General features: G+C 34.4%; 20 protein-coding genes. 10 read left to right on the top strand and 10 right to left on the bottom strand.

Going from position 1 to position 26,755, the window contains the following annotated elements; translation table 11 throughout:
• Positions 1-16: 16 nt before the first annotated feature.
• Entirely contained in the window at positions 17-1,591 is a 1,575-nt protein-coding gene (locus GWR14_RS15125) for a RagB/SusD family nutrient uptake outer membrane protein (RefSeq protein WP_163409917.1), read from the bottom strand.
• Between the two features lie 11 nt (positions 1,592-1,602).
• A complete protein-coding gene (locus GWR14_RS15120) occupies positions 1,603-4,740 on the bottom strand; it encodes a SusC/RagA family TonB-linked outer membrane protein (RefSeq protein ID WP_163409916.1) in 3,138 nt (1,045 codons plus the stop codon).
• Between the two features lie 697 nt (positions 4,741-5,437).
• On the opposite strand from GWR14_RS15120, the gene GWR14_RS15115 reads away from it, so the two are divergent.
• The 5 genes from GWR14_RS15115 (at position 5,438) to GWR14_RS15095 (ending at position 11,566) form a co-directional block, all read left to right on the top strand.
• The gene (locus tag GWR14_RS15115; RefSeq protein WP_163409915.1) at positions 5,438-6,154 is read left to right on the top strand and encodes an NUDIX hydrolase; all 717 of its coding nucleotides are present in this window, start codon (positions 5,438-5,440) and stop codon (positions 6,152-6,154) included.
• A 27-nt stretch (positions 6,155-6,181) separates the two neighbouring features.
• Positions 6,182-6,919 carry an NUDIX hydrolase gene (locus GWR14_RS15110; protein WP_163409914.1) on the top strand — a complete coding sequence of 246 codons (738 nt, stop codon included), beginning with the start codon at positions 6,182-6,184 and terminating at the stop codon, positions 6,917-6,919.
• 164 nt (positions 6,920-7,083) lie between these two features.
• Entirely contained in the window at positions 7,084-8,880 is a 1,797-nt protein-coding gene (gene lepA / locus GWR14_RS15105) for a translation elongation factor 4 (protein WP_163409913.1), read from the top strand.
• 431 nt (positions 8,881-9,311) lie between these two features.
• Positions 9,312-10,430: a hypothetical protein gene (locus GWR14_RS15100; RefSeq protein WP_163409912.1), complete on the top strand. Its 1,119-nt coding sequence runs from the start codon at positions 9,312-9,314 to the stop codon at positions 10,428-10,430.
• Positions 10,431-10,606: 176 nt separating this feature from the next.
• The gene (locus GWR14_RS15095; protein ID WP_163409911.1) at positions 10,607-11,566 is read left to right on the top strand and encodes a helix-turn-helix transcriptional regulator; all 960 of its coding nucleotides are present in this window, start codon (positions 10,607-10,609) and stop codon (positions 11,564-11,566) included.
• A gap of 65 nt (positions 11,567-11,631) precedes the next feature.
• Here the strand turns inward: GWR14_RS15095 and GWR14_RS15090 are convergent, their stop codons facing one another.
• On the bottom strand, positions 11,632-12,111 hold the full coding sequence (locus GWR14_RS15090) for a DinB family protein (RefSeq protein WP_163409910.1): 480 nt from the start codon (positions 12,109-12,111) through the stop codon (positions 11,632-11,634).
• A 324-nt stretch (positions 12,112-12,435) separates the two neighbouring features.
• On the opposite strand from GWR14_RS15090, the gene GWR14_RS15085 reads away from it, so the two are divergent.
• Together GWR14_RS15085 and GWR14_RS15080 are read left to right on the top strand one after the other, a co-directional pair.
• Positions 12,436-16,491 (top strand): T9SS type B sorting domain-containing protein, encoded by a 4,056-nt coding sequence (locus GWR14_RS15085; protein WP_163409909.1) that lies wholly within the window; start codon positions 12,436-12,438, stop codon positions 16,489-16,491.
• A gap of 277 nt (positions 16,492-16,768) precedes the next feature.
• Positions 16,769-17,689 (top strand): hypothetical protein, encoded by a 921-nt coding sequence (locus GWR14_RS15080; protein ID WP_163409908.1) that lies wholly within the window; start codon positions 16,769-16,771, stop codon positions 17,687-17,689.
• A gap of 290 nt (positions 17,690-17,979) precedes the next feature.
• Here GWR14_RS15080 and GWR14_RS15075 read toward each other — a convergent pair whose 3' ends face one another.
• On the bottom strand, positions 17,980-18,174 hold the full coding sequence (locus tag GWR14_RS15075) for a hypothetical protein (RefSeq protein ID WP_163409907.1): 195 nt from the start codon (positions 18,172-18,174) through the stop codon (positions 17,980-17,982).
• A gap of 137 nt (positions 18,175-18,311) precedes the next feature.
• On the opposite strand from GWR14_RS15075, the gene GWR14_RS15070 reads away from it, so the two are divergent.
• A complete protein-coding gene (locus GWR14_RS15070) occupies positions 18,312-18,527 on the top strand; it encodes a helix-turn-helix domain-containing protein (protein WP_007807654.1) in 216 nt (71 codons plus the stop codon).
• A gap of 127 nt (positions 18,528-18,654) precedes the next feature.
• Here GWR14_RS15070 and GWR14_RS15065 read toward each other — a convergent pair whose 3' ends face one another.
• Positions 18,655-18,825, bottom strand: coding sequence for a hypothetical protein (locus GWR14_RS15065; RefSeq protein WP_163409906.1), 171 nt, complete (start codon positions 18,823-18,825; stop codon positions 18,655-18,657).
• A 90-nt stretch (positions 18,826-18,915) separates the two neighbouring features.
• On the opposite strand from GWR14_RS15065, the gene thiL reads away from it, so the two are divergent.
• Complete coding sequence (thiL, locus tag GWR14_RS15060; protein WP_163409905.1) at positions 18,916-19,962, top strand: thiamine-phosphate kinase; 1,047 nt, start codon at positions 18,916-18,918, stop codon at positions 19,960-19,962.
• An 84-nt stretch (positions 19,963-20,046) separates the two neighbouring features.
• Here thiL and GWR14_RS15055 read toward each other — a convergent pair whose 3' ends face one another.
• From GWR14_RS15055 to GWR14_RS15035, 5 genes are all read right to left on the bottom strand, one after another.
• Entirely contained in the window at positions 20,047-20,733 is a 687-nt protein-coding gene (locus GWR14_RS15055) for a response regulator (RefSeq protein ID WP_163409904.1), read from the bottom strand.
• On the bottom strand, positions 20,723-22,768 hold the full coding sequence (locus tag GWR14_RS15050; protein ID WP_163409903.1) for a tetratricopeptide repeat-containing sensor histidine kinase: 2,046 nt from the start codon (positions 22,766-22,768) through the stop codon (positions 20,723-20,725). Before GWR14_RS15050 ends, GWR14_RS15055 begins: the two co-directional genes overlap by 11 nt.
• Before the next feature lie 107 nt (positions 22,769-22,875).
• Positions 22,876-23,112: a hypothetical protein gene (locus GWR14_RS15045; protein ID WP_163409902.1), complete on the bottom strand. Its 237-nt coding sequence runs from the start codon at positions 23,110-23,112 to the stop codon at positions 22,876-22,878.
• A 176-nt stretch (positions 23,113-23,288) separates the two neighbouring features.
• Complete coding sequence (locus GWR14_RS15040) at positions 23,289-24,101, bottom strand: LytR/AlgR family response regulator transcription factor (RefSeq protein ID WP_163409901.1); 813 nt, start codon at positions 24,099-24,101, stop codon at positions 23,289-23,291.
• 195 nt (positions 24,102-24,296) lie between these two features.
• Entirely contained in the window at positions 24,297-25,835 is a 1,539-nt protein-coding gene (locus GWR14_RS15035; RefSeq protein ID WP_163409900.1) for a glycine--tRNA ligase, read from the bottom strand.
• Between the two features lie 238 nt (positions 25,836-26,073).
• On the opposite strand from GWR14_RS15035, the gene GWR14_RS15030 reads away from it, so the two are divergent.
• On the top strand, positions 26,074-26,754 hold the full coding sequence (locus GWR14_RS15030; protein ID WP_163409899.1) for a ComF family protein: 681 nt from the start codon (positions 26,074-26,076) through the stop codon (positions 26,752-26,754).
• Position 26,755: the final 1 nt, after the last annotated feature.

Raw genomic sequence — 26,755 nt, 5'->3', positions numbered from 1 at the left:
TAGTTTTTAGTTAAAATTACCAGCCGGCATTTTGTTTTAAAACATTCCCCGATAATGTAATCTGAGTATTAGGAATTTGCTGCAATCCTTTTGTTTCCTGAATTTTAGCAGCCGATATTGTTTTTGTTCCTGAAACTCCACCACTTAACAAAGTTGTAGTTTCTGCGATAGTCGAAGAAGCTTTTCCGATGCCTTGACGCAATAAGTCCCAGTATCTCACTCCTTCAAGAGCAAATTCTAAATGTCTTTCGTTCATAATATTATCCTGGGTTACTGGTAATGAAGCAAAGTTTGCTTTGTATGCTCTTTGTCTCACCTGATCAAAATAAGACTGGGCACTTCCGCTGCCTAATTCAGCTGCCATTAACAAAACATCTGCGTATCTTAATACTACATAATCCTGAAACTGGCTGATATCCCAAAACTGGCTACCCAAAACAAGCGGAAGATCTTTTCCGTCTTTATCTACCATTGGCGAGTATTTTTTGTTATAATAACCTGTATATTCTCGTTGGTTGTTTATTTTGTCGAATTCTATATCTTCTTCTTCGATTCCAATAATGGTTGCAGTACGTCTTGTATCATTAGCATTGTATGCATCATATAATTTTGAATTTACTGTAACTCCCCAACCACGTCCGTAAGGGTATGAGGAGAACTCTCTCATTCCGAACATTACCATCCAGTGATTACCGTCTGTGTTCCCGTTATAATCACTTGTATAAGTATATTTTATAGAAAAGATGAATTCTTTGTTACTCTCTCCAGCATATTTATCTACCGAAGCCGCTGGCCATAAAGTAGAAAAATCATCAACCAAACCGTGACCGCTTGATGAGATAACATCTTCTAAATGTACTAAAGCCTGTGCTTTTGTTACTATCCCTGCCAAATCTGTTTTTCCATAATATCCTGTATAGTACAAATACACACGACCTAATAAAGATTTTGCAGCCCATTTGGTGATCCTTCCACCTGGTGAAGCTGTATATGCGGTTGATGGTAAATTGTCTGCAGCAAAAACCAAATCCTGTGCGATTACTTTATAAACCTCCTCAGGGGCTGCCTGTGGAATATTGTCTGTAGAAGGAACCGTTAATAAAGGTATATTTCCCCACAAGCGTACCATTTCAAAATACAGATAAGCTCTGATGAATTTAGTCTCAGACTCATAAGTGTTTCTTAACACAGTATCCCCTTCCCAGTCAATCTGATCCATTTTAGATAAGAAAATATTACAACGATAAATTGCTTTATAATAAGCTTTCCAATTATCATTAAACAAATCAACTTCAGCTGGTGCTCGTGAAATATCGAACTCATCTATTGCTGCCCAATCATATTTGTCGGAAGCACCGGTACCTCCAAAACAATCGTCTGACATGATCTCACTTGCAACTGGCACCCCCTTACCAGATGCTCCTGTAGCGACCTGCATTCCGTCATAACAACCAACCAATGCAGAATAGGCGTCTTCAGTTGTTTTATAAAAATTTGTATCTGTTTGCTGTGTTAGCGGTTCCGTTTCTAAACTACATGAACCCAAAGACAATAAACTCAAACAGAAAATATATATAAATGTATTTTTCATTATCTTATTTATTAAAGTTTAACATTTAATCCTAACATATAGGTTCTTGGTCTTGGATAATATCCTACATCTACACCTGAAGCAAATTTTTGATCATCATTTGAAGATCCGAAACCAATTTCAGGATCCATACCGTCATATTTCGTAAAAGTGTAAAGATTCAACACTGAAAAGTAAATTCGGAACTGGCTTGCAAAGAATGATTTAGATTTATTCATTTTGGCTAAATCAAATCCTAAAGTAATGGTGTTAATTCTCAAAAAATCACCATCCTGAACATATAAGTCTGAAAATTGTGTAAAGTTTCTGTTGTCTTCCGTTACCCTTGGCATTGAATTCGAAGACCCTTCTCCATGCCAACGGCTTAATATTCTGGAAGTATAATTTCCATAAGCTCCCGATTGATTTCTGTACGATTGTACGATTTGGTTTCCAGCTACTCCATTTGCCATCAATGAAAAATCAAAAGCTTTGTAGTTTGCCGATAAAGAAAATCCATAAGTAAAATCAGGATTAGGATCCCCAATACTGGTTTTATCATCAGCATCAATTTTATCATCACCATTCGTGTTTGCATAGATGATATCCCCAGGAGCAGCACCAGGCTGTAATACAACACCATTAGCCGATTTATAATTATCAATTTGCTCCTGATTCTGGAAAACACCACTCGTTTTATAGCCCCAGAAATATCCTAATGGAAATCCGTTTTGCGCTCTGTAGAATTCACCTGCGTTATCATATAATTCATTGCTTAATCCATGAATGATACCGTCTGTTGTAGGTATTTCTCCAACTGTATTTTTATTATAAGCACCATTTGCACTAATGCTGTAATTAAAATCACCAATGTTGTTTTGGTAATTCAGACTCAGTTCAACCCCTTTATTTACGACATCACCACCATTTATATATGGAGGTTCTGCACCTGCTGTTGCTAACACAGGAGCTAATATTAACCAGTCTTTATTTGTCTTTTTGTAAACATCAAAAGTTACATTCAAAGCATTGTTTAAAAATCTCGCATCAAAACCAAAGTTAATCTGCTCAGAAGTTTCCCACTTTAAATTCGGATTTGATAATCTGTCAGGATATGCCCCTGGTACAAGATTATTAGCTCCCTCGGTATTACCAAAAATATAATTAGTATTATTTGATTTTATCGTTGCTAGATACTGAAATGGTCTAATACTTTGATTACCTACCTGACCCCAGCTTGCTCTTAATTTTAGGAAATTAATCGCTTGTGAATCTTTCAAAAACCCTTCGTTTGAAATTACCCATCCGGCAGATACTGATGGAAAATAACCCCATTGATTACCCGGAGCAAATTTAGACGATCCATCTGCTCTCAAAGTTGCATTAACCAAATAGGTGTCTTTAAAATTATAATTTAATCTACCAAAGTAAGACATCAATATATTCTCTTCTTTTTTACCCTTAATGGTTATTTTTGAACCATCTTTATTAGTTGTATTGTCTATCCAGGCATGTTCTAAATCATTAAAAACAGAATTTGCATTATTTGCTTCTACTGAAGTTCCTGCATAATTAATATAAGATGTTCCTGCCATCGCCTCAAAACGATGTTCTTCTGCCACATTAAACTTATATGTTATTAAATTATCCCAGTTAATACTTCTGTTTTTGCTCATATTTTGATTTACTGTATCAAAATCATTATTTGCATAAGTTGATAAGTGATATACAGGCTTATAAGAATGTCCTTCTGAAACATAATAATCAAGTCCTAAAGTCGTCTTAAATGTTAAGTTCTTAATAGGATCAACCTGCAAATAAACATTCCCTAACAGTTTTTGATTATTACTCTCATTTTGATTGTTATAATCCATCATTGCATACGGATTTGCTACACCTGCCAGCCATGGTTCACTGTTGTTTGTAGTATTATAATAATTTCCATCGGCATCGTACATTGGTAATAATGGAGTGGTCTGGAATGCGCTTCTCAAAGAATTATTATATTGATTTCCAACTCCAATACCGTTTTTATCCACATAAGCAAAACTTAGATTCTGTCCTAAGGTTAGGATATCCTTATAAAGTTTATGCTCTGAGTTGAATCTGAAATTGTAACGCTCATAGTTGGACAAATCCTTTCCTCCAACTACTCCTTCCTGTCCTAAATAAGACAAAGAGGTAGAATAAACAGAAGTTTCTGAACCACCTGAAGCACCAAATGAGAAGTTTTTAGTAGCTGCATTATCCGTTAGCATTTTATCCATCCAGTTAGTACCTTTTCCTAATGCAGCAATCTGGTCATTAGTAAAATATGGATTTTTACCTGAGTTTACAGCAGCTTCATTTAAAATAACAGCATATTCGTTAGCATTTAACAAATCAACTTTTCTGGCAACCGACTGTACTCCGTAATACTGATCAAAAGTAATTTTTCCAGGAGAACCTCTTTTTCCTTTTTTTGTTGTTACCAAAATAACCCCATTAGCAGCTTGTGACCCATAAATAGCAGACGAAGCAGCATCTTTTAAAACCGAAATCGATTCGATATCAGAGTTGTTCAGATAAGTAATATCACCAGTAAGAATACCATCTACCACATAAAGCGGGCTGCTTCCTCCTGTAGTTCCCAAACCTCTGATAACTACGTTCATTTTTTCTCCAGGCTGCCCTGAAGTAGAAGTAACCTGAAGACCAGCTGCCTGACCCTGCAACCCCTGAAGTGCGTTTATAGTATTTGTTTTGGCAAGATTTTCACCACTTACCTGAGTTACCGCAGTTGTTACTGCCGACTTTTTTTGTGTTCCGTAACCAATAACTACCACTTCTTTAAGATCTGAGGCTTCTGTTTGTAAAGTAACCGTAATCGTTTTTTGTGTTCCTACTGTTATACGCTGTGTTTTATATCCCATAAAACTTACAGCTATCACATCACCTGCCTTTGCCTCTACTCTGAAATTCCCATCAAAATCTGTTGATGTTCCTTTTTTGGTTCCTTCAATTGCTACCGTCGCACCAGGAATTCCCATACCGTCGTCTGCCGATTTTACATTTCCGCTTACAAATTGGGATTGCTCCTGTGCAAAACCAGATTGCATCGTAAATACGCTAAGCAGCAGCACCAGGAAAAACTGGAGCATTGTCGGTTTAATACAATAATTGCTTTTCATAATCATTAATAATTTGGTTAAATTTTGTTGTTAGTAATTTTTTTAAGTAAAACGCATTCGGGATTTTATCTATAATTTTTGATTTGCCACAAAGGGTTGAAGAGCTCCTTTTGCACATATTGGTTTTTCAAATTCCTTTCCGGAGAACGCTCCCTTTTCGAAATTTAACAATACATCAAATGGTCCGTAAATCTGATTTCTTAAATACTGCTATTGCCATTTGCAGAATTTTATTCCCCAAGATTCTTTGATTAAACTTTATTCAAAAAAGCCTTCTCTGCAAATCAATACCAGAGCTTCTGATTTAATTTCTATAAAAGCATTGATAAAATTTTAGTTAATACTTTTTTATTTTCAATTCACTTATAGTCAAAACGAATTTATCTTATGGTTAATTTGACTACAAGTGTAGTGCAATTTTTCTATATTAACAAAATATTGGCAGTATTTTTTTTCATTTAAAATAATTATAGCAATATTTTTATTTATTAATTAAAATATCAATTCATTAACAATAAAATATTATCAATAAATAACCATTTTACAACATATATTATTAATGATTTAAAACAATTATTACAATACCAAACGACTATTCTTAAAATTAAAGGCTTTTTAATAACATGTTTAAAAATATATCCCTCTCTAAGTACTTATTATTATTTTTATTTACTTAATTTGTCAAAATTTTAACAGCATGGTTAGTAATTTACATGATAGCATTGCCGTAAAAAACGATTATTCAGCAATGAATGCGATTACGATTGACTGTGTTATATTTGGTTTTGACAAAGGAAGCCTTGAAGTACTTTTAGTACAGCACGCAGAAGGAATTAGCAAAGGAAAATGGGGACTTCCCGGAGGATGGATCAATAAAAAAGAAAGTACTGATGATGCTGCCCACAGATTATTGAATGAACTGACAGCATTAGACCAAATTTATCTGGAACAACTAAAAGCATTTGGAAATCCGGATCGTTTTCCACTCAGACGGGTTATTACGATTGGATATTATGCCCTAATCAAAAGAGAAGATTACAACATTAAGGCAGGTTTTACAGCATCTGATGCCAAATGGTATAAGATTAATGAAATTCCGGATCTGATTTATGATCATAATGAAATCCTAACATACAGTCTGAAACATTTACGAAACAGGGTTCGTCAGGCACCAATTGGTTTTGAGCTTCTGCCCGAAAAATTTACATTGTTGCAGTTAATGCATTTGTACGAAGAAATATTAGGAATTGAAATGGACAAACCTAATTTCAGACGAAAAATTCTTCACATGAAATTACTTGTTGCTCTTAATGAAAAACAACAGGATGTCTCACACAGGGCAGCACAATTATATAAATTTGACCAGGAAATTTATACCAGACTTACTGAAAAAGGATTTAATTTTGAATTTTAAAACCCGCTTATAAAAAAAGCACACAAAATGGCATTTTTACACTCTAAAAAAACTTCCAGAACTGATAACAGAAGTGTTTCAGAAATCCAAAAGCCGGTTATAGACGGAATTACGATTGACTGTGTCATATTTGGTTTCAACAAAGGAAACCTTGAAGTACTTCTGGCACATCATGCCGAAGGGGAAAGTATTGGAAAGTGGGGACTTCTTGGAGGATATCTACAAAAAGAAGAGAGTTCTGATGATGCAGCACAACGAATTTTATATGAGCTTACAAGTCTGGACAACATTTATCTGGAACAACTCAAAGCTTTTACAGACCCAAACCGCGTACCTGGAAGAAGGGTTGTTACCATTGGTTATTACACTTTGGTAAATCGCGAAGATTATAACGTAAAAGCCGGTCTTACCCTGATGGAAGCGACCTGGCACAAAATAAATGAATTACCAGAACTGATTTTTGACCACCAGGAAATTCTGCAATTCAGCTTAATGCAACTTCGTAACAGAGTCCGTCAGGCTCCAATCGGATTCAATCTTTTACCTGAAAAATTTACTTTATTACAATTAATGCATCTTTACGAAGAAATATTAGGAATCGAACTGGACAAGTCTAATTTCCGCAGAAAAATTCTACATATGAAATTGCTGGCTGCCTTAGATGAAAAGCAACAGGACGTTTCTCACAGAGCCGCAAAATTGTACAAATTTGATCCTGAAATCTATAAAAAACTGACTGAAAAAGGGTTTAATTTTGAGTTTTAAGTCTTCTTTTAAATTACTGAAATCAACAATCAGTCAACTTCATTCCAGAATCCAAAACTTTGCGCTATCTTTGCGCCTTAATAACATGTACCAAAGCAATTGCTGCAGTGCAATTTATACCCAAAAAAGACTTAAAACTCAATTAAGAGAATTGATATATTAAAATGAAGAAGATACGTAATTTTTGCATTATTGCACACATTGACCACGGTAAAAGCACATTAGCTGACCGATTACTAAGTGCTACACAAACCGTTACAGCTCGTGAAGAAAAAGCGCAGTTGCTTGACAACATGGACTTAGAACGTGAGCGTGGTATTACTATTAAAAGTCATGCCATCCAGATGGAATACAAATACAAAGGCGAAGAATATATCTTAAACTTAATTGACACTCCCGGTCACGTTGACTTTTCATACGAAGTTTCAAGATCTATCGCTGCCTGCGAAGGTGCACTTTTGATTGTGGATGCTGCACAAAGTATTCAGGCACAAACAATTTCAAACTTATATTTAGCTTTAGAAAATGACCTGGAAATTATTCCGGTTTTAAACAAAGTAGACTTACCAAGTGCTAATCCTGAAGAAGTTAGCGACGATATTATCGATTTATTAGGATGTAAATTAGAAGATATTATTCACGCCTCCGGAAAAACAGGTTTTGGGGTTGAAAATATTTTAGCTGCCATTATCGAAAAAATTCCTGCTCCAAAAGGAAATCCTGAAGAACCGTTACAAGCTTTGATTTTTGACTCGCATTATAATCCGTTTCGTGGAATTGAAGTAATATTCAGAGTAATGAATGGTGAAATCAAAAAAGGCCAGAAAATCAAATTCATGGCAACCGGAAATGAATATTTTGCTGATGAAGTAGGTACTTTGAAACTGAATCAGGTTCCGAAAAATGTGATTTCGACAGGAGATGTTGGGTATTTGATTTCGGGTATTAAAGAAGCAAAAGAGGTAAAAGTGGGTGATACGATAACTGATGCCAAAGCCCCAACTACCAACATGATTACAGGTTTTGAGGATGTAAAACCAATGGTTTTCGCCGGAATTTACCCTGTTGACACGGAAGATTTTGAAGATTTACGTGCATCAATGGAAAAACTACAATTAAATGATGCTTCGCTAGTATTTTCTGCAGAAAGTTCTGCCGCATTAGGTTTTGGTTTCCGTTGCGGATTCTTAGGAATGTTACACATGGAAATTATCCAGGAACGTTTAGAGCGTGAGTTTAACATGACAGTAATTACTACTGTTCCAAACGTTTCATATTTGGCATATACTAAAAAAGAACCAGATACTCCGATTATCGTAAATAATCCAAGTGACTTGCCAGAGGCTACAAAATTAGACCGGGTAGAAGAACCTTATATCAAAGCAACTATTATTACTAAAGCTGATTTTGTGGGTAATGTGATGAGTTTGTGTATCGAAAAACGTGGACAAATTACCAATCAAACGTATTTAACAACAGAACGTGTTGAATTGAATTTTGATATGCCATTGGCGGAAATTGTATTTGATTTCTATGATAGATTAAAAACAGTTTCAAAAGGATATGCATCGTTTGATTATTCTCCAATTGGAATGAGAGAATCAAAATTGGTTAAAATGGATATTTTACTAAATGCTAATCAATTAGATGCTCTTTCAGCCTTAATTCACGCAGATAATGCCTATACTATTGGCAAGAAAATGTGTGAAAAATTGCGTGAATTAATACCACGCCAGCAATTTGAAATCCCGATTCAGGCTTCAATTGGAGCAAAAATTATCGCTCGCGAGACCATTAAAGCACTTCGTAAAGACGTTACCGCAAAATGTTACGGTGGAGATATTTCGCGTAAGCGTAAACTTCTTGAAAAACAGAAAAAAGGTAAAAAACGTATGAGACAAGTCGGAAATGTTGAGATTCCTCAGGAAGCGTTTATGGCTGTTTTGAAACTTAACGACTAGTTTTTTTAGAGAATAGAGTAAAGAACAAAGAATATAGACTAACCCAATGACGTAAAAGTTGTTGGGTTTTTTGTTTATTTTTGAATTAGGAGAACTTCAATATGGTTAACACTTTAGATTTTTACAACAAATTAGCAAGAGAGGACATTTTTGATGGACAATTATTTGATTTGTCTGGACAATCGCTAAATATTCAGCAAATTAAGTCTGGGTGGGTTACTTTTGAGAATTGCACTATTAATTGCGACCAATTGACTTTTACCAATATTCAGGATAATCAATTAATTTTAGAATTCAAAAACTGCACTTTCAATTGTAACATTACTTTTTCAAACTGTAATTTTGACCAATTACTCTTTAACAATACTCAGGCTTTAAAATCTCTTAAAATAAAAAAAGGATTATTAGACAGTGGCATATCACAATTTAATGTGTTTGAATTTTCAAATGAAATAAATAGCAAAATAGAATTAAATACTGATTTTCAAATAACAAATACAGAAATTAAAGAGATTTTCTCATTTGAAAATATTAATCACATAGGAGGAATATTTAAATTTATCAAAAACATATTTGGTGACAAAACAAAAAAAACTGGACATTTCGATTTTACTTATTCTACACTTTCAAACCTTTTTTTTAGTGGAAACTGTTTTAATGAACAAATAACTTTTAAAAATAATAGCTTCAACTTTAATTTAAAATCATATAAAGGTTATAAAAACAACTACTTTTATAATAACACGTTTGTTAAAGCAAGTTTTTCAAGTTCTAATTTTATTGGTAAATTCGAATTTAAACAATGTGACTTTTTAAGTACTATTTGGTTTGAAAATTGTAAAAACGGAACCAATTCTTATGTAAAATTTAATGCTTGTGAATTTAAAGGTTTTTCATTATTTAATAACTCTTCCATAGATTTATTAGAAATAGAGAGATGTACCTTTGGTAAATCTTCTTCATTTACTGATGCCGAATTCAATACACTAAAACTATTTGAAGTAAAATTTGGCGGAGGTGCATACTTTGATGAAATGAAAATAAATAAGGTTTTAGATAAGTCATATTTAAAAGATAAATCTAAAATTTTAGAATGGAAAAGAACTTTAAGAGCGATAAAACAAGAACTCCAAAAAACGGAAAACAAAATTGACTTTAATACTTACAGAAATTATGAACTCGCAGCTCATTATAAAGAATTAAGTTTATTTAAAAATTTCAAAGATACATCAATTCTTTGGGCAACAAAATGGTCTTCTAACTTCGGAAATTGGGTTTGGTCGTTAGGATTCACCTTATTTTCTGGACTATTCTGGTACTCAATTTTATATAGAATAGAAAATCCTGGCAATTATGATCCTGAAAAAATCAATGCATTTTTTGTTGGTTTATTCAGATTTTTTCTTGTTACAGATTTCTTTAATCCTTTAGAAACAGATAGAGTTTATCTAACAAATCCATTAAGTTGGCTAATCTTCATATTTGGAAAAATTGTAATTGCTTTCGGCATTTATGAAATGATTCAATCCTTCAGAAAATTTAAAGCTTAAAACATGATTGTGTTAGACGCACTGCTGTGCATCTCTACAGATGCAAATTGCGGATAATTTAACCAATGAATCTGTCCTAATTTGGGACAGATTTTTTATTTCTTTAAACTCTGAACCTTTGTATCTTTGAAACTTTGTAACTTTTCAAAAAACCTCAAAACCTTCAAAAGAAAAAAATGCTCGACGAAACCCCAAAACGATTTGACCGTATTGTCGCCATCCTAATCCAACTACAATCCAAGAAAATTGTAAAAGCGCAGGAACTGGCAGATCGTTTTGAATGCAGTCTGAGAACCATTTATAGGGACATCAGAACTCTTGAAGCTTCGGGAGTTCCTATTTACAGCGAAGCGGGAGTTGGTTATGCTTTGATGGAAGGTTACCGATTGCCTCCGGTTATGTTTACGCGCGAGGAAGTAAGCAGTTTTATTGCAGCCGAAAAACTGATGCAGAAATTTACCGATCCGTCTTTGGGAACACATTATGCATCGGCGATGTATAAATTAAAATCGGTTTTAAGGAGTACAGATAAAGATTATCTTTCGAATATTGAATCGCGAGTGGTGATGCAAACTGCCGAACCGCTGTTTAACGATAATTCCCCAAATACTTTAGCGGTGCTTTTTGAAGGAATTGCCGAGAAAAAACAGATTCTTCTGACGTACAAAACGTATGAAAGAGACGAAACTACACAGCGAAATTTAGAACCTGTTGGTGTTTTTCACGATAATAACAACTGGTATTTTCTGGGATACTGCCATTTGCGAAAAGATTACCGACAGTTTAGAACCGACAGGATTCAGGGCATCACAAAAACAGATCTTGATTTCACCATCGAACACGATTCTTTGGAAACCTATTTGACTAAAACAGAAACATGTCCAACTACAAAAGTTCGCATCTTAATTGATAAAAAAATTGCAAGATATCTGTCAACAGAAAGAAAATATCACGGTTTTATTTCTGAAAAAGAAATCGACGGAAAAATAGAAATGACGTTTATGTGCCGGGATATCGACAGCGGTTTTCCAAGATGGTTTTTAATGTTTGGAGATCACGCCACAATTCTGGAACCGGAAAGTTTAAAAACACGAACTCTTGAATTACTGGAAATCAACAGACAAAGACTTTTATGAAAAAAACTCCCAAAGAGAATTTTAGATTCTGTCTTTGGGAGTTGTTTTTAACTTATTTCAGGAATTTATCTTTCCCAGAAAAATGGCGGCTCGATGTTTAAAGCTCTTAAATAAACATATGCCTGACCACGATGATGCACCTCATTATCAATAAAATACAATATATTCTGAATAATCGGAAATTCGTATTGCCCAAAAAGATTAAAAGTTTCGCTAAAATCTTCTACAGCTAATTGTTCCCAGTATTTGTTGATTTCTTCAGTCGCTTCATCCCATTTTTCAAGATACTGCGCTTTAAAAATGAGTTCCTCTCCTCCTTCAGTGTAAGGCTGGCTGTCACGATTTACAATTCCTTTAAGAGCCGGAGCAGCAATTGCCAAAAGCTCATCGACTAATTTTGCGAATGGACGCATTCCGCCAATTGAAAACTCGAAGAAATCTTTCTCCGGAAAAAGTTCAATTAAACGACGTGTTAATGCTCTGTGTCCCTGCCAGTGTTTCAATAAATCTTCTGAAGTAATTACTTGTGCTTCTAATGTTTTCATGATTTTAAAGTTTTAATTTGTTGATACTTCAAAATTATTTAGGGCCGGTGACAACAGTTTGTCAGCAGGAAATAAAAAAATAAATATTTTTTATTTCCTGCCGTAGAGACGCACTGTCGTACGTCTAACTTCTAATATTATCACAAGGTATTAGACGCACGACAGTGCGTCTCTACAAAGAAATTATCCGTCATTTTAACAAAATCAAAAATGTAAATCATTTTTTTACGATAGATTAACAAAATCATAAAATACTGACAAACATGTATTTAAAAAGAAATAATTTCGTAATTTTAAATACCCAAATTTATAAAATAATGAATTATGAGATCTGCTCTACTTCTGATTTTATTATTTTATTCGGCAATATCTTCATCACAAGGAATAATAGTCGACACCACAACTTTGGGCATACCTGAACTAATACGAACGGAGTTAATGCAAAATGGCTGTTCAAACAAAAGTAACTTCAAATTTTCTTCACGTTTGGGTATCGGTAAATTCACAAACACCAATCCTAATTTCCCTATTGCAAACGGAATCATTATTCGAAACGGAAATGCCAAATATACCGAAGGATCTTATACCGGAATCAATGAGAGCAGTAAACTAAACAATTCAACTGACAGCGATTTACAAATTATCAGTGACAGCAACGGACAAGTTGTTCCAATCACGGATGTAAGTTTCCTTCAGTTTGATTTTACCCCTTTGTCGAGCAATTTTAGTTTTGATTTTCTTTTTGCATCAAATGAATACGGTGAATTTCAATGTGGATTCAGTGATGTTTTTGCTTTTATACTGACGGATTTAACAACCGGTGTTTCTACAAATCTTGCCGTTCTGCCGGGAACAACCACGCCTGTTTCAGTTAAGAACATCAGAGATCAGCAATACAACTCGTCCTGTTTATCTGCCAATGCTAATTTATTTGACCGCTATAATGTTACAAACCTCACTCAGTCCGCGATTAATATGCGAGGCGAAACCAAAGTTTTAACTGCTTCTTCAACGGTAGTTCCAAACAGAACGTATCGTATAAAACTGGCTATTGGCGATTATAACGACAGCAATTACGATTCGGCAGTTTTTATAAAAGGAGGCAGTTTTATGACCACTATGGATTTAGGTCCCGACAGAACCATTTGCCAAGGCGAAAAAATTACACTTAAATCTGATATTGTTGGCAATTACTCGTATGTCTGGACGCTGAATGGAACCATAATTCCAAACGAAACCGGTAATACCTTGACCGTTGATAAATCCGGAACTTACGGAGTTACGGCAACACTTTCAGGCTGTGTGGTTAAAGACGAAGTTGTCATTAATGATTTAATTATAAAATCTCCAAAAAACTTAACTGCCTGTTATAATGCAAGCGGTATTTATCAATATGATTTGACTCAGAATAATCTGGTTGCATTAGGAATTGACCCAACAAAATATGCCGTTTACTATTTTGAATCTTTAACTGCAGCCAATGCAAATGCGCCAATAATACCCGAAAATCAACTAAGCTCTTATTCCAGTTCTGGTAATCAGACCATATACATAAAAGCGGTACCTGTTTATGACAAAACTTTCTTTTGCAATAATATAATTTCATTTAATTTATTGGTAACAAACCCCATCAATGTTGTAAAACCAACGGACTTAAATGTTTGTGACAATATCTCTAAAAAAGTATCCGTTGATTTAACTGTTCAGGAAACCGCAATTCTAAACGGATTAAATCCTTCCGAATATAAAATCCGGTATTACAATAGTGAAACAGATGCCAACAGCTCCAGAAACAATATTACGGATCCCAAAGCATTCATTACGTCTTTATCACAATCGCCTGCAACCATCTGGGTACGAATTGAGAATGTTTCGAGTACGGCTTGTTATACTACAGTCAATTTTAACATAATTATTAATTCACTTCCGGCAGTAGATAAAATTCAGGATGTTATTGCCTGCAATAACTATACGTTACCACCAATTACAAATGGCGAATATAATACTGGCCCAAACGGAACAGGAACTAAACTGAATGCCGGAGATATCATCACCAAAGGAGGCGTTTACTATATTTACAGAGGTCCCAACGCAAACAACTGCACTAATGAGACCAACTTTAATATAACCCTGATTTACGAAATTGGTTTTAAAAAAGAAGCCTGCGGTCAATACATCGTTCCACGGGTGCCAGCGGGTGGCTTTTTTACCCAACCAGGAGGACAAGGAGATACCATCGCGCAAGGCACTGCATTTACAACCAGTCAGACAATTTATTATTATGCCGTTATTAATGGAGCAGTGTGCCGTGACATAGCTGTCCCTTTTACGGTTTATCCTTTACCCGAAATAGACAAACCCGCTAATGTTGTCACTTGTGATTCGTATACACTGCCTCCTTTGGCAAACGGAAACTATTTTACATTATCCGGAGGTTTAGGTAAAGCTCTTAAGGCCGGAGACAAAATAACTTCAAGCCAGAAAGTATTTGTTTTTGCAAATGACGGAAGATGCACCAATGAACATTCATTTAAAATCGATATTATCAATTCTCCGATTTTTGTTCCGGTTTCACGATGCGGAAGGTTTACTTTGCCCCCAGTGGCCATTGGCGGTTACTATGACAGTCCGGGTGGTCAGGGCAAAAATATTCCTGCCGGAACAGTGATTACCAGTTCTCAAACCGTTTATTATTATGCTGCAACAACAACTTCGCCCAATTGTACCGAAAACCTGAAATATGAAATCACCATAAAACCGTTGCCATTAGTAGATACTCCGGCCAACAGGCTGGAATGTACCCATTATATCTTACCGCCTTTGGTAAATGGAAACTATTTTACAAAAACCAATGGTGGAGGCACACGATTAAAAGCGGGCGACATCATTACGTCAACACAAACTATTTATGTATATTCAGTAGGGACGGAATGTACAAACGAGCATAGTTTTACTATCGAAATCAGACCTCTTCCTCTGGTTGACAGCTTTACAGATGTGGTAACCTGTACCGATTTTAAACTCCCGAAACTAAAAAATGGAAAATATTATACGGCTACAGGAGGTCCTCGAGGTACGGGAACTCAGCTTCCCGAAGGAACTGCCATCAACACCACTCAGACCATCTATATTTATAACGAATGGGCAGATTTTACGTCCTGCAGCAATGAAACGTTTTTCAAAGTCAATTATAACGGAATAGATGTTGGCGATTTCAGCAATATAAATGCCTGCGACAGTTATACATTACCGCCTCTAAAATTAGGAAATTATTATACACAGCCTGGCGGAAAAGGCTCTGTTATTCCTGCCGGCACCATCTTAAAAACTTCTCAGACCATTTATGTTTACGCTATTGTCGGTACACGTCTGACGTGCGTTAGCGAAAAGAGCTTTACAGTTACCATTTCCGCAACTCCTATATTGGTAAGTACTCCTGATGTTGCTATTTGCGAAAGTTATACGTTGCCTCCTTTGACGGTCGGAAATTATTACAGCGGTCCCAATGCAACCGGAATCCAATATACCGCAGGACAAAAATTAAATTCCAGTCAGCAAATGTATATTTACGCATCGGCAGCAACAAATTCAAGCTGCTTTGCTCAGGATGATTTTAATATTACCATTTATCCGCTGAAAAATTTCACAGTACAAAACGGAATCATCTGTGTCGATTTCAAAACCGGAGAATTACAGCATTCGGTACAATTGAATTCGGGAATTAATTCTCCCGATTATACTGTTGAGTGGTATTTAAACGGAGCCAAAATGGGTACAGGATCAACTTACACCGCACTTCAGGAAGGAGTTTACACCGTTGTACCTGTCAAAAACGTGCCTGATATAGGTAATGACTGCGGTTACAATCCTGCCACAGTTACCGTCGATAAATCCAGTCCGGCGGTTGCAACCGTTACCGTTTCCGATGATTTTCAAGATACTATTGATATAATCGTAAACCTGACAAATGGTTACGGAACCTATGAATATCAGCTGGATGACGGCAATTTTCAAACCAGCAATATATTTCACGATGTCGATTCGGGAGAGCACGCTATTACGATACGAGACATAAAAGCCAATTGCGACAATCAGATTTTGTTTGCCAAAGTACTCAAATACCCCAAATTTTTCACTCCAAACAACGATGGCTACAACGACACCTGGAATATCCCTGACCTCGCTTATCAACCCGATGCCGTCATCACTATTTTCGACCGTTATGGTAAATTCTTAAAAACGATCAAACCTTCAAGTTCCGGCTGGGACGGCAATTACAATGGCAGTCCGCTCCCATCTTCAGATTACTGGTTTCAGGCCACCTATACTCAAAACGGAACAATTCAGGTATTCAAAGCTCATTTTAGCATGAAACGATAATCATTTGGGCGTGCCACCATCCCGGTAAGAGGGCAACATACTTTGCGATTATTCGCCCTCTTACCGGCATGCTGTCAGGTTGTCCGCGTTACTTCGGTAACCTGCTCCCATCCTTCACGCAGGCAGAAGAACATTTTTGTAAGGTTGAGATTATTATTTTTTTATATTTGGAAGAAAAAAACTTTGTTTACACACCTTATGATGGGTAGTTTAGTGCTATTTTGTAACGGGTATACATGGTTTAGCAGAGATTTCAAAAACAAGAAACATAAAAAATATGGGATTTAATATATCAGGTTTAGCAATAAACAAAAATTATGAAAAAGAATTTGACCAATTACAAAAGGAATTGGGTTGGAATCTGGAAAAGCAATCTGAAATTGACTTTGAAACTGCTTCATCCAATTGGACTGAAGATGAAATCTGTAATGTCTACTTTTCAGAAAAAGGAACTCTAATATTTATCGGAATGGATATGTGTACTGAGTCTTTTCTATTAAAAAATGACAATACATTAACATTTGCACTTTCTGAAACCTCAATGGCATTCAACATTAACTACTGCGAAAATGGAATTGAGAAAAGATCTATTATGGAAGTTAATGAGGAGAGAATGACTGATGAAGGAGACAAGTTAGAAGTAGAAGAAAAATCTGAAGACACATCTGAAATTATTTGGAATCAAATTGAGGTCGTTATCGGTAAAAGATTTTGGGACATTGAACCAAATGAAAAAGCTATAAGATATGTGTTTACTAAAAACAATAATACTGTTGAGGAAAAAAAGAAAGAATATAGCCTTGATGAGCCAATTTCTAAAGAAGATTTATCAAATAAATTTTCAGATGACGAACTATTTAAATATTTTGACCAAATAATAGAGTTTGCTCAAAAGAATGAAATTAATGTTTTTGTAAATCCGTGGTCTCATAAAAATAATAGCAGAAAGTTCATGAATTTGTTTGCTATTATTACGGAAATTTCAAATCGACCAAATTTATCTAATAACATAAATAAAAGAATGCCTTTAGACAGATTTAAGATGCTATGCCGTTTCGACCCTGATAAAATTGATTCTAAAACAAACTTACAAATGTTGAAGGAACTAAATATGATAAATAATAGGACAAATAATTATGTTCTAAATAGTACAACAAATAGTGATGACGAAAAGAAATGGTGGCAGTTCTGGAAATAAAAACCTCTGCTAACATCATATTGCAAAAGCGGGGTTTGGTGCTTCTAAGAAATTGAAGTACTAAATTCAACTCATCTGGTGCTCGTTTGCAACGAGTATCTACATAAATTAAAAGATAAATCGTAGCGTTTGTAACGCGGTTATTAACTCAAAAGTTCCTTAAAATAATTATTTAAATAGCCGCGTTACAAACGCTTTATTTAGTTTTTATAACAAACAGGTACTCGTTGCAAACGAGCACCAGATTGAAATTTTTAAAAATCTGAATGCTATATAAAGTCTTCACTGAATTAAGAATTTCTTTTTCGAGTTGGATATACCTTCTGCTTAAAATTAGTCATTTCATCTTTCAATTTATTGTTAGCATTATTAAGTAGTTCATTTTGATGTTTCATGATATTTAATAAATCATGCATCGCATTTAAATTTTCCAATTGCACAGAAACGATTTGTTCCAAATCGGCTTTAGTATACCTTCTACTCATAATGTAAGCTTTAAAAATAAATCTTTAGACTTTCTAAACAAATATAATGATATTCTATATAAATACAAGATAAAACTTTAGACATTCTATACTTTTCTTTAATCAAACTATATTTACGGATATAAATTCGAAATCTTATGACTCCTTTAGGACTATATCTCACCAAGAAATCTGTGAATAGAGCAATGGTTTCCAGACGATCCGGAATCAGTCAGGCCCGATTGTCTCAATTGACTTCAAATGAATCAACAAAACTCAGAGCAGACGAATTGTATTTGATTGCTTTGGCCATTGATATTGATCCCGGTGAAATGTTTAAAGAAGTATTTAGTGATTTGAAACTGAAAAAATAAATATTATAATCCTGCACTCAAATCAGTATTGAAAAATGATTTTTAAAAATCTAACTGCCTGCCAAAAAAACAGCTTAAAAACTTTGGCATTTTATTTAGTTTATGTTTTAATCGCATCCATTCTTTTTTATGTACTCCCTAGTGGAATCTGTGCGCCTGGACCAAATGCAATATTAATTTTGCTGGCACCATTTGTAGTTGGGATATTTACAATAGTTAATCTGATAAAAACATTTCTCAATAAGGAGCATTTAAGTTCATTGATTATCCATTTTTCTATTTTGATTATTTTACTCATTTTGATAAATCAATAATCAGGCTCCGTTTATAGTTATTCCACCATCAACTTTGTACCTTTGCAGCTTACAAACTTTGGAACTTTAGAAAAATGATCGAAGATAAAAATCCGCAACGTACCAGTATAGCGCAATTAGGCGAATTTGGCCTTATTGAGCATTTGACCAAAAATTTTGATGTTACTCAGGAATCGACTTTAAAGAGCATTGGCGATGATGCGGCTGTTCTTGATTTTAAGGATAAAAAAGTAGTCGTTTCTACTGATTTACTGATTGAAGGCGTACATTTTGACCTGGCATATATGCCTTTGAAACATTTAGGATACAAATCTGTAGTTGTAAATGTTTCTGACATTTGCGCTATGAATGCCAAACCAACGCAAATAACGGTTTCTGTGGCGGTTTCTAACCGTTTCCCTCTCGAAGCCTTAGAAGAATTATTTGACGGAATTACACACGCTGCAAAGGAGTATAAAGTAGATGTTATTGGCGGTGATACTACCTCATCTCAAAAAGGATTAATTATCAGCATCACAGCAATTGGTGAAGCAGATGCAGATGAAATCGTGTACAGAAACGGAGCCAAACAAACTGATTTATTAGTGGTGACCGGAGACATTGGTGCGGCTTACATGGGATTACAGGTTTTGGAACGCGAAAAACAGGTTTTTCAGGTAAATCCAAACAATCAGCCGGATTTAGATCCTTACACTTATTTGGTCGAAAGACAATTAAAACCTGAAGCCCGAAAAGATGTTCGTACACTCTTACATGCTCTTGAAATAAAACCAACCTCCATGATTGACATTTCTGACGGATTATCTTCTGAAATTATTCATTTATGCAAACAATCAAAAGTAGGCTGTAATTTATATGAAGACAAACTACCATTGGATCCTCAGTTTATTTCGACTTGTGAAGAATTTAATATAGACAGTACAACCGTTGCGATTAACGGTGGTGAAGATTACGAACTTTTATTCACAATCGATATTAATGATTTTGATAAAATAAAAGGAAATCCAAACTTCTCTGTTATTGGGCATATGACACAGGAAAGCGAAGGAGTACACCTGGTAACAAGAGCAAATACCAAAATCACTTTGAAAGCCAGAGGCTGGGATGCGCTGAGCGAATAAACTTTTTAAATTTCAAATAAAAAAAATCCAAATTCCAATGATATATTACGATTGGAATTTGGATTTTTTATTTTGGGATTTAGTTTAAAAAAGACCTTTGCTTTTGGCTTCTTTTACCAAATCATCATCTGAATCATTTTTTATTTTGAGCAGTTCTTTAAGACTTTTTTTCCGTCTTTTTATAGCGTTTATTGAAATAGGAATATAGTGCGGCATTTCTTCTTCAGAAGTTCCTTTAGATAAGTGAAACAAAATCTGTTTGTCAAACTCATCAACCTCAATCGAATTATGAGGTGACTGATTCAGCATTTTCTGAACCGACTGACTGTAATATTTATCGCTTTTTAATACTTTATCAAAAGCCAGGAGCAATTCATCAAAGGTAAGGTCGTTTTTGATAATCAGACCGTTTGGGTTTATGGTACGAATGATTGTTTTTATTTTTAATAATTCGGTATACATCGTGAGCAGAATTATTTTGCAATGAGACATGTATTCCGAAATCAACTTAGCTAAATCTTCTCCCGAAAAAATTTCTTTTTCATCATAAGCCGGCATGCTGATATCTAAAAAAGCAATATCAAAAGATACCGTTTCCGGATCTGTAATAATTTCATAAGCAGACTTACAATCTTTTGCCTGAGAAATCAAAAACTCATGGGTATCAGGATTATAACGCGTAATGGCATTTTTATACCCTTCAATAATAAACGGATGGTCGTCTACTATGAGAATCCTATTTGTTTTTTTAAGCGTTGAATCAGCTTTCATTATGAATTTTATTTATTTTTTGATCAATTGGTATCTTTATTATAATTGAAGTCCCTTCTCCTTTCGCCGAATGTATTTCAACATTCCCGTTGCATTCTGCCGTTCGGTACACAATATTTTGCAGCCCGATGCCTTTTTTTGTTTTGTGTGTATTAAATCCGACCCCATCATCAGATATTAATAAAACCAGGTAATTAATTTCATTTTTAAACTCAACAGTAATTGTTTCTGCCTGTGCATATTTATTACCATTTTGAAGTGCTTCCTGAATTATTCTGTATAAATTAATCTTCACCACATTACTTACCAAATCCCATTTGATATTTGAATCAATGTTATAAACCAGTTTTGTATCAAATGTATTCATCTGATTTTGAAACAGCTTTTCTAAAATTGCCACAAAATTATTGATCAGCCCTGATTTTTCTTTGTTTAAATCATGCGAAATCTCTCTTATATCCTGTTCAATCTCCTTGAGTTCAAGCAAATATTTTTTCCTTTTATCATTTGCAGTTTCTTCATCCAGTTTATCAAGACTGTCTAAACTGATTCTCACGCCAAACATTCTTCCTAAAACACCATCATGCAATTCCTGCGCAACCTTTTTCTTTTCGCGGATTCGCATTGTTTCGATTGCATTTTGCTGCGAAATCATCAGATTGTAAATATCCTCATTTGCAACCTGCTGCTGCTGTTTAAAAAGCAATTCCCTGTTTTTCGCCTGCTGTGTTTTATAAATATAGAAGAACAAAACAATGAGCGAAAATATACTAAAAACATACACCAAAGTTCTATTCTGTATCTCTAAACTCGAATTTTCGCTTTTTATTTCATTTGTTTCATATTCTATCCGCGTAAATTTATCCCCCATTTTACGTTCTGCCTTTTGCAGACTGTCATTCAGGTGAATATAGTCTTCTGAATATTTTGAAGCTTTTTCAGGCTGAATCAATGATAACTGTTTTAAAGCCACCAAAACATTGCGGAAATTTTTAGTTCGTTTTGAAACTAACAATGCCTGATTTGAATAATGAAGTGCCTTTGCCGTGTCTTTCCTAGCAGCAAAATATTCCGACAAATGCATTTTACTAGCTGTTATACCTGCTGTCAACTGGAGACTGTCCCTTATTTTCAGGGCCTTGTAAAACAAATCCGGAAGTTCCTTATTCTCGTTTAATTTGAATCTTGAATACGCTAAATTATCCAGCAAAATTGCATATAACTCAGGCTTTTGATTATAGAGGTTTTTCTCTTCCAGCCCTTTTTTAAAATAGAAATTAGCCTTTTTGTAATCATCAAGATTCTGATAGACAAACCCAATATTATTTAACGAAGTCGCCTTCGACTGAAATTCAGCAGGAATCAGGTTATTGTCAATACTGGCAATTGCTTTATTATGAAATTCTATCGCTTTGTCATATTCGCCTAATTCATTATTTAAAATTCCGAGCAGATTATAAGCTTCATATAAGACATCATTGTTTTTATTGCCTTTAATAACACTCAGCGCATTAAAAACTGCTTTTTCACTCCCATAATAATCACCTTCATTAAATTGCAACAGAGCCTTGCTAAGTCTGGTTTTGGCAAGATTATAAAAATCATTAACCGCCAGATATAGCTTTTCTGCTTTATAATAACAGGCAAAAGCGCTGTCTGATGATGCCTGAGATGAATAATAATCTCCCAGATAAATATATGCCTTGGACATTGACACAGAATCCTTTGCTTTTTGTGATTTTTCTAAGATAATTTTAACCGTCTTGTTATAACCGTTCCAGTCGCGCATATTAAAGTAACGATTGGCAACTTTGAAAAGATTGACTCTTTTGAGAGAATCATCGGGCTGGCTCATGATAACTTCAAAAGCCTTGAGAGTGTATTTTTGTTTTACCTCTACAGGCAATTTGTATTCATTAGCAAGGGATAAATACAAATCAAGGCTGTCTTTGGAGCCACCAGACACATGAGTACCCTCATTTTGCCTGCTACAACCAATAAAAAAAATAAGTAATATCAGGTAGTGTTTTTTCAACTTCGTCTGTAATGTTTAATCAAAAATACAAAACTATCTATTAGCCTTAAACAAAAAAGCCGTCTAAATTAGACGGCCTTTGATATATTTAAATGAATTACAAGTAATTAATCCACTTTTCTGCTTTGTCCTGCTGACTGATTTCCATCAATACTTAATTTTTGATTTGATAAGTCAGAACCCATCATATCCACTTTTCTGCTTTGTCCTGCTGACTGATTTCCATCAATACCGATTGTTGTATTGTTTATTATAGTATCATTAGTAGTTGTTGCAGAAGTATTAAATGAAGTTAATACCATTACTAAAGAGAATAATCCTGTTGTTAAAGCTAATTTTTTCATGACCGTTGAGTTTTATATTGTTATACTTTTTTACATTTTCTGATTCCGTTTCGTTCGGAATTCTGTTGTAAAACTAATACAGTAAAGCTCAACAATCGCCTTAGAAAAAGGCATTTATGGTCAATGCTACCCGTTCATGAGTGAATAGATAGCAAATCATGGCAGATGGTTTTATTTTAAGTTTCTATGTAATTTTCATTGGCAAATTCACTAATTATGAAGTCCACATTTGCTTTGTAAGACTTGGAAAATGGCAGTTTTATAGTTGTTTTTTTAATGTAACATAAAGAATTTCCTGTATGAATTCTCGAAATATAATTCCGGTTTACAATATAACTGTTGTGTATCCTGATAAAAGGATTTGACAAAACTGTTTCAAAATGCTTCAGTGTTTTAAAAGCCGTAATCATTTCTCCGTTTTTCAAATGAATATCTGTCGAGTTATTATCGGCCTGAAAATAACAGATTTCATTTGAATCAATATAACGATGGTCTCCATATGATTTTACACATAAAATGAAAGATTTACGGTTTTTATTCATTTGAATACCTTCTTCCAGATTTTGTTTTTCTTTTGGTTTCAGTTTCTGAACCAGGAGTACCTCATCTTCGTTATATAATTTATTCAGTTTATGAATCAATTTTACAAAATCTATAGCTGATAACGGTTTAAGAAAATAATCGTTTACTTCATACTGAATACAATCAAACGCTAAATCCTTACTTTTTGTTGTTACAATAATTTTTGGCAATTCTTTCAAATACATCAATAAGCCATTAATTAAGGTCAGACCAAGCCCACTGGCTTTGTCTTTGGGATCAATTTCTAAAAAAACCAAATCAGGTGTATGCTTCAGAATCAGGTTAAGTCCATCGTTGTAGTTATTGGCCGAAGCTATAAAATTCAGCTCCGAAAACTCACTTGCAATTGTCCTGATTCGTTCAACACTTTCCGGATCATCATCTAAAATAATGTAGGTGTAATTCATTTGTTCTGTGATTAAATTTTGGGGGTTAATCTATTTATTTGGGGAAGAATATTTTCTGTAAAAGAAAACATCTAAAGTTATAAAAAATATTGAAACGTATAACGAGCATCTGTAAAAAAACAACCGGATGCATAGCATAAAAAAATCCCAAACTCCTATCGGAATTTGGGATTTAATATATTGAAAATTAAAAAACTACATTTTCATCAGCCAGTTTTTCATCGAAACTTCATTTTCGATAATAGCTCTTAATTCAGTAATTTTTACACGATCCTGTTTCATTGTATCTCTGTGACGAATTGTTACCGTTTCGTCTTCAAGTGTCTGATGGTCTACCGTGATACAGAACGGAGTTCCAAGAGCATCCTGTCTTCTGTAACGACGTCCTACAGCATCTTTTTCATCATAAGCTACGTTGAAATCCCATTTCAAATCTTCAATGATTTTTCTTGAAATTTCAGGCAATCCATCTTTTTTAACTAACGGCAAAACTGCCGCTTTTGTTGGTGCTAAAACTGCCGGCAATTTCAGAACTGTTCTTGTTGAACCGTCTTCTAAAGTTTCTTCCTGCAATGAAGTTGCAAAAACAGCCAAAAACATACGATCCAAACCAACTGAAGTTTCCACTACGTATGGCACATAGTTTTCATTCAGTTCAGGATCAAAATATTGTAATTTTCTTCCTGAATATTCTTCGTGTGCTTTCAAATCGAAATCAGTACGAGAGTGGATACCTTCTAATTCTTTGAATCCAAAAGGAAAATTAAATTCGATATCTGCAGCTGCATTTGCGTAGTGTGCTAATTTTTCATGATCGTGAAAACGGTAATTTTCTTTTCCTAATCCTAAAGATAAATGCCATTTCAAACGAGTTTCTTTCCAGTATTCGTATGATTTCATTTCTTCTCCCGGACGCACAAAAAACTGCATTTCCATTTGTTCGAATTCACGCATACGGAAAATGAATTGTCGTGCAACAATTTCATTTCTAAACGCTTTACCGGTTTGAGCAATTCCAAAAGGAACTTTCATACGACCCGATTTCTGAACATTTAAAAAGTTAACGAAAATACCCTGAGCCGTTTCCGGACGTAAATAAAGATCCATTGCATTTTCTGCAGAAGCTCCTAATTTTGTTCCGAACATCAAGTTGAATTGCTTAACATCTGTCCAGTTTTTAGAACCGGTTTCAGGATCGGCGATTCCTAATTCTTCTATCAATGCTTTCACATCCTGAAGATCATCAGTCATACCTTTTGCTAATCTTGATAAAATTTCTTTCTTTTTTGCAAGATATTCAACTACGCGAGCATTTGTCGTTATAAATTCTTCCTTGTTAAAAGCATCACCAAAACGAGCTCTTGCTTTATCAATTTCTTTATCAGCCTTATCTTCAAGTTTTTTACAATAATCTTCAACTAAAGTATCAGCTCTATATCTTTTTTTAGAATCTTTATTATCAATTAATGGGTCATTAAAAGCATCAACATGGCCTGAAGCTTTCCAGGTTGTTGGATGCATTAATATTGCAGCATCTAAACCTACAATATTTTCATTCATCTGAACCATTGATTTCCACCAATATTCACGGATATTCTTTTTTAATTCGACACCATTTTGTGCATAATCATATACTGCACTCAATCCATCGTATACTTCGCTTGACGGAAATATAAATCCGTACTCTTTTGCGTGCGAAACCACATTCTTAAATATATCTTCTTGTTTTGCCATAGTGGTGCAAAAATATAAAAAGTGAATTTAAAAAAAAGAAAAATAACTGAAGATTGCCCCTTGATTTCTAATTTTTTATAAATAAATCCTGATTTTTACACTTCAGAATATTTTTTCAAATAATCTACATTTAAAATCTTTTAATTTGATTTTTCTTTTTTTTGAATTACACATCTAACTTTTCAACATGCATTTTTTTTATTTTTAATATTTTTCTTACTTTTATTAAAAACAAAACATGTTTGAATCTTTAAAAAACCTCTTTTTCCCTAAAGTCTGTGCAGGTTGTCATACACTTTTAATGACTAATGAAATTGTTTTCTGTACTAATTGCCGTCATGAAATGCCTCTCACACAATATCATTTAGACTCTAATAATGAAGCAGTAAAAAAGTTTTATGGCAAAATTGAAATTGAACATGCCTCTGCTTTTTTATATTTCAACAAAAAGGGAATAGTTCAGGAACTGATTCATAATCTGAAATACAAAGGCAACGAGGAAATCGGAACCGTTCTGGGAAACTGGTATGTGGAAGATTTAAAAAACATCAATCTCAAAACTGCTTTTGATGTTGTAATCCCTGTTCCTTTACACCAAAAAAAGTTTAAAGAACGCGGCTATAATCAGGTCACTACTTTTGGGAAAGCTTTGTCTGAAGGATTAAATATTCCTTATGATAATTCGATTTTATTTAGAACCAAATACTCCAAAACACAATCCAAAAAAAATCTTTTAGGTCGTTCAGAAGGAATAAAAAATGTATTCGATGTAAACTTTTCAGAAGAGAACCACAACAAACATTTTTTGCTTATTGATGACGTTCTTACTACCGGTGCCACTCTTGAAGCCTGCTCCCGTTCATTACTTAAAATTCCGGGAGCTAAAATCAGTATTGTTTGTATGGCAATGGCACACTAAT

Origin of the sequence: Flavobacterium ajazii (assembly GCF_010614725.1) — a bacterium.
In the GTDB taxonomy this organism is placed as follows: domain Bacteria; phylum Bacteroidota; class Bacteroidia; order Flavobacteriales; family Flavobacteriaceae; genus Flavobacterium; species Flavobacterium ajazii.
This window is presented reverse-complemented; position numbering and strand designations above follow the sequence as displayed.

Coding starts and splice junctions, on each gene's coding strand:
- GWR14_RS15120 (WP_163409916.1), bottom strand. CDS start 4,740: ATGAAAAGCAATTATTGTATTAAACCGACAATGCTCCAGTTTTTCCTG.
- GWR14_RS15035 (WP_163409900.1), bottom strand. CDS start 25,835: ATGGCAAAACAAGAAGATATATTTAAGAATGTGGTTTCGCACGCAAAA.
- lepA (WP_163409913.1), top strand. CDS start 7,084: ATGAAGAAGATACGTAATTTTTGCATTATTGCACACATTGACCACGGT.
- GWR14_RS15110 (WP_163409914.1), top strand. CDS start 6,182: ATGGCATTTTTACACTCTAAAAAAACTTCCAGAACTGATAACAGAAGT.
- GWR14_RS15085 (WP_163409909.1), top strand. CDS start 12,436: ATGAGATCTGCTCTACTTCTGATTTTATTATTTTATTCGGCAATATCT.
- GWR14_RS15040 (WP_163409901.1), bottom strand. CDS start 24,101: ATGAATTACACCTACATTATTTTAGATGATGATCCGGAAAGTGTTGAA.
- GWR14_RS15070 (WP_007807654.1), top strand. CDS start 18,312: ATGACTCCTTTAGGACTATATCTCACCAAGAAATCTGTGAATAGAGCA.
- GWR14_RS15125 (WP_163409917.1), bottom strand. CDS start 1,591: ATGAAAAATACATTTATATATATTTTCTGTTTGAGTTTATTGTCTTTG.
- GWR14_RS15095 (WP_163409911.1), top strand. CDS start 10,607: ATGCTCGACGAAACCCCAAAACGATTTGACCGTATTGTCGCCATCCTA.
- GWR14_RS15030 (WP_163409899.1), top strand. CDS start 26,074: ATGTTTGAATCTTTAAAAAACCTCTTTTTCCCTAAAGTCTGTGCAGGT.
- GWR14_RS15080 (WP_163409908.1), top strand. CDS start 16,769: ATGGGATTTAATATATCAGGTTTAGCAATAAACAAAAATTATGAAAAA.
- thiL (WP_163409905.1), top strand. CDS start 18,916: ATGATCGAAGATAAAAATCCGCAACGTACCAGTATAGCGCAATTAGGC.
- GWR14_RS15055 (WP_163409904.1), bottom strand. CDS start 20,733: ATGAAAGCTGATTCAACGCTTAAAAAAACAAATAGGATTCTCATAGTA.
- GWR14_RS15075 (WP_163409907.1), bottom strand. CDS start 18,174: ATGAGTAGAAGGTATACTAAAGCCGATTTGGAACAAATCGTTTCTGTG.
- GWR14_RS15090 (WP_163409910.1), bottom strand. CDS start 12,111: ATGAAAACATTAGAAGCACAAGTAATTACTTCAGAAGATTTATTGAAA.
- GWR14_RS15045 (WP_163409902.1), bottom strand. CDS start 23,112: ATGAAAAAATTAGCTTTAACAACAGGATTATTCTCTTTAGTAATGGTA.
- GWR14_RS15065 (WP_163409906.1), bottom strand. CDS start 18,825: ATGAGTAAAATAATCAAAATAGAAAAATGGATAATCAATGAACTTAAA.
- GWR14_RS15115 (WP_163409915.1), top strand. CDS start 5,438: ATGGTTAGTAATTTACATGATAGCATTGCCGTAAAAAACGATTATTCA.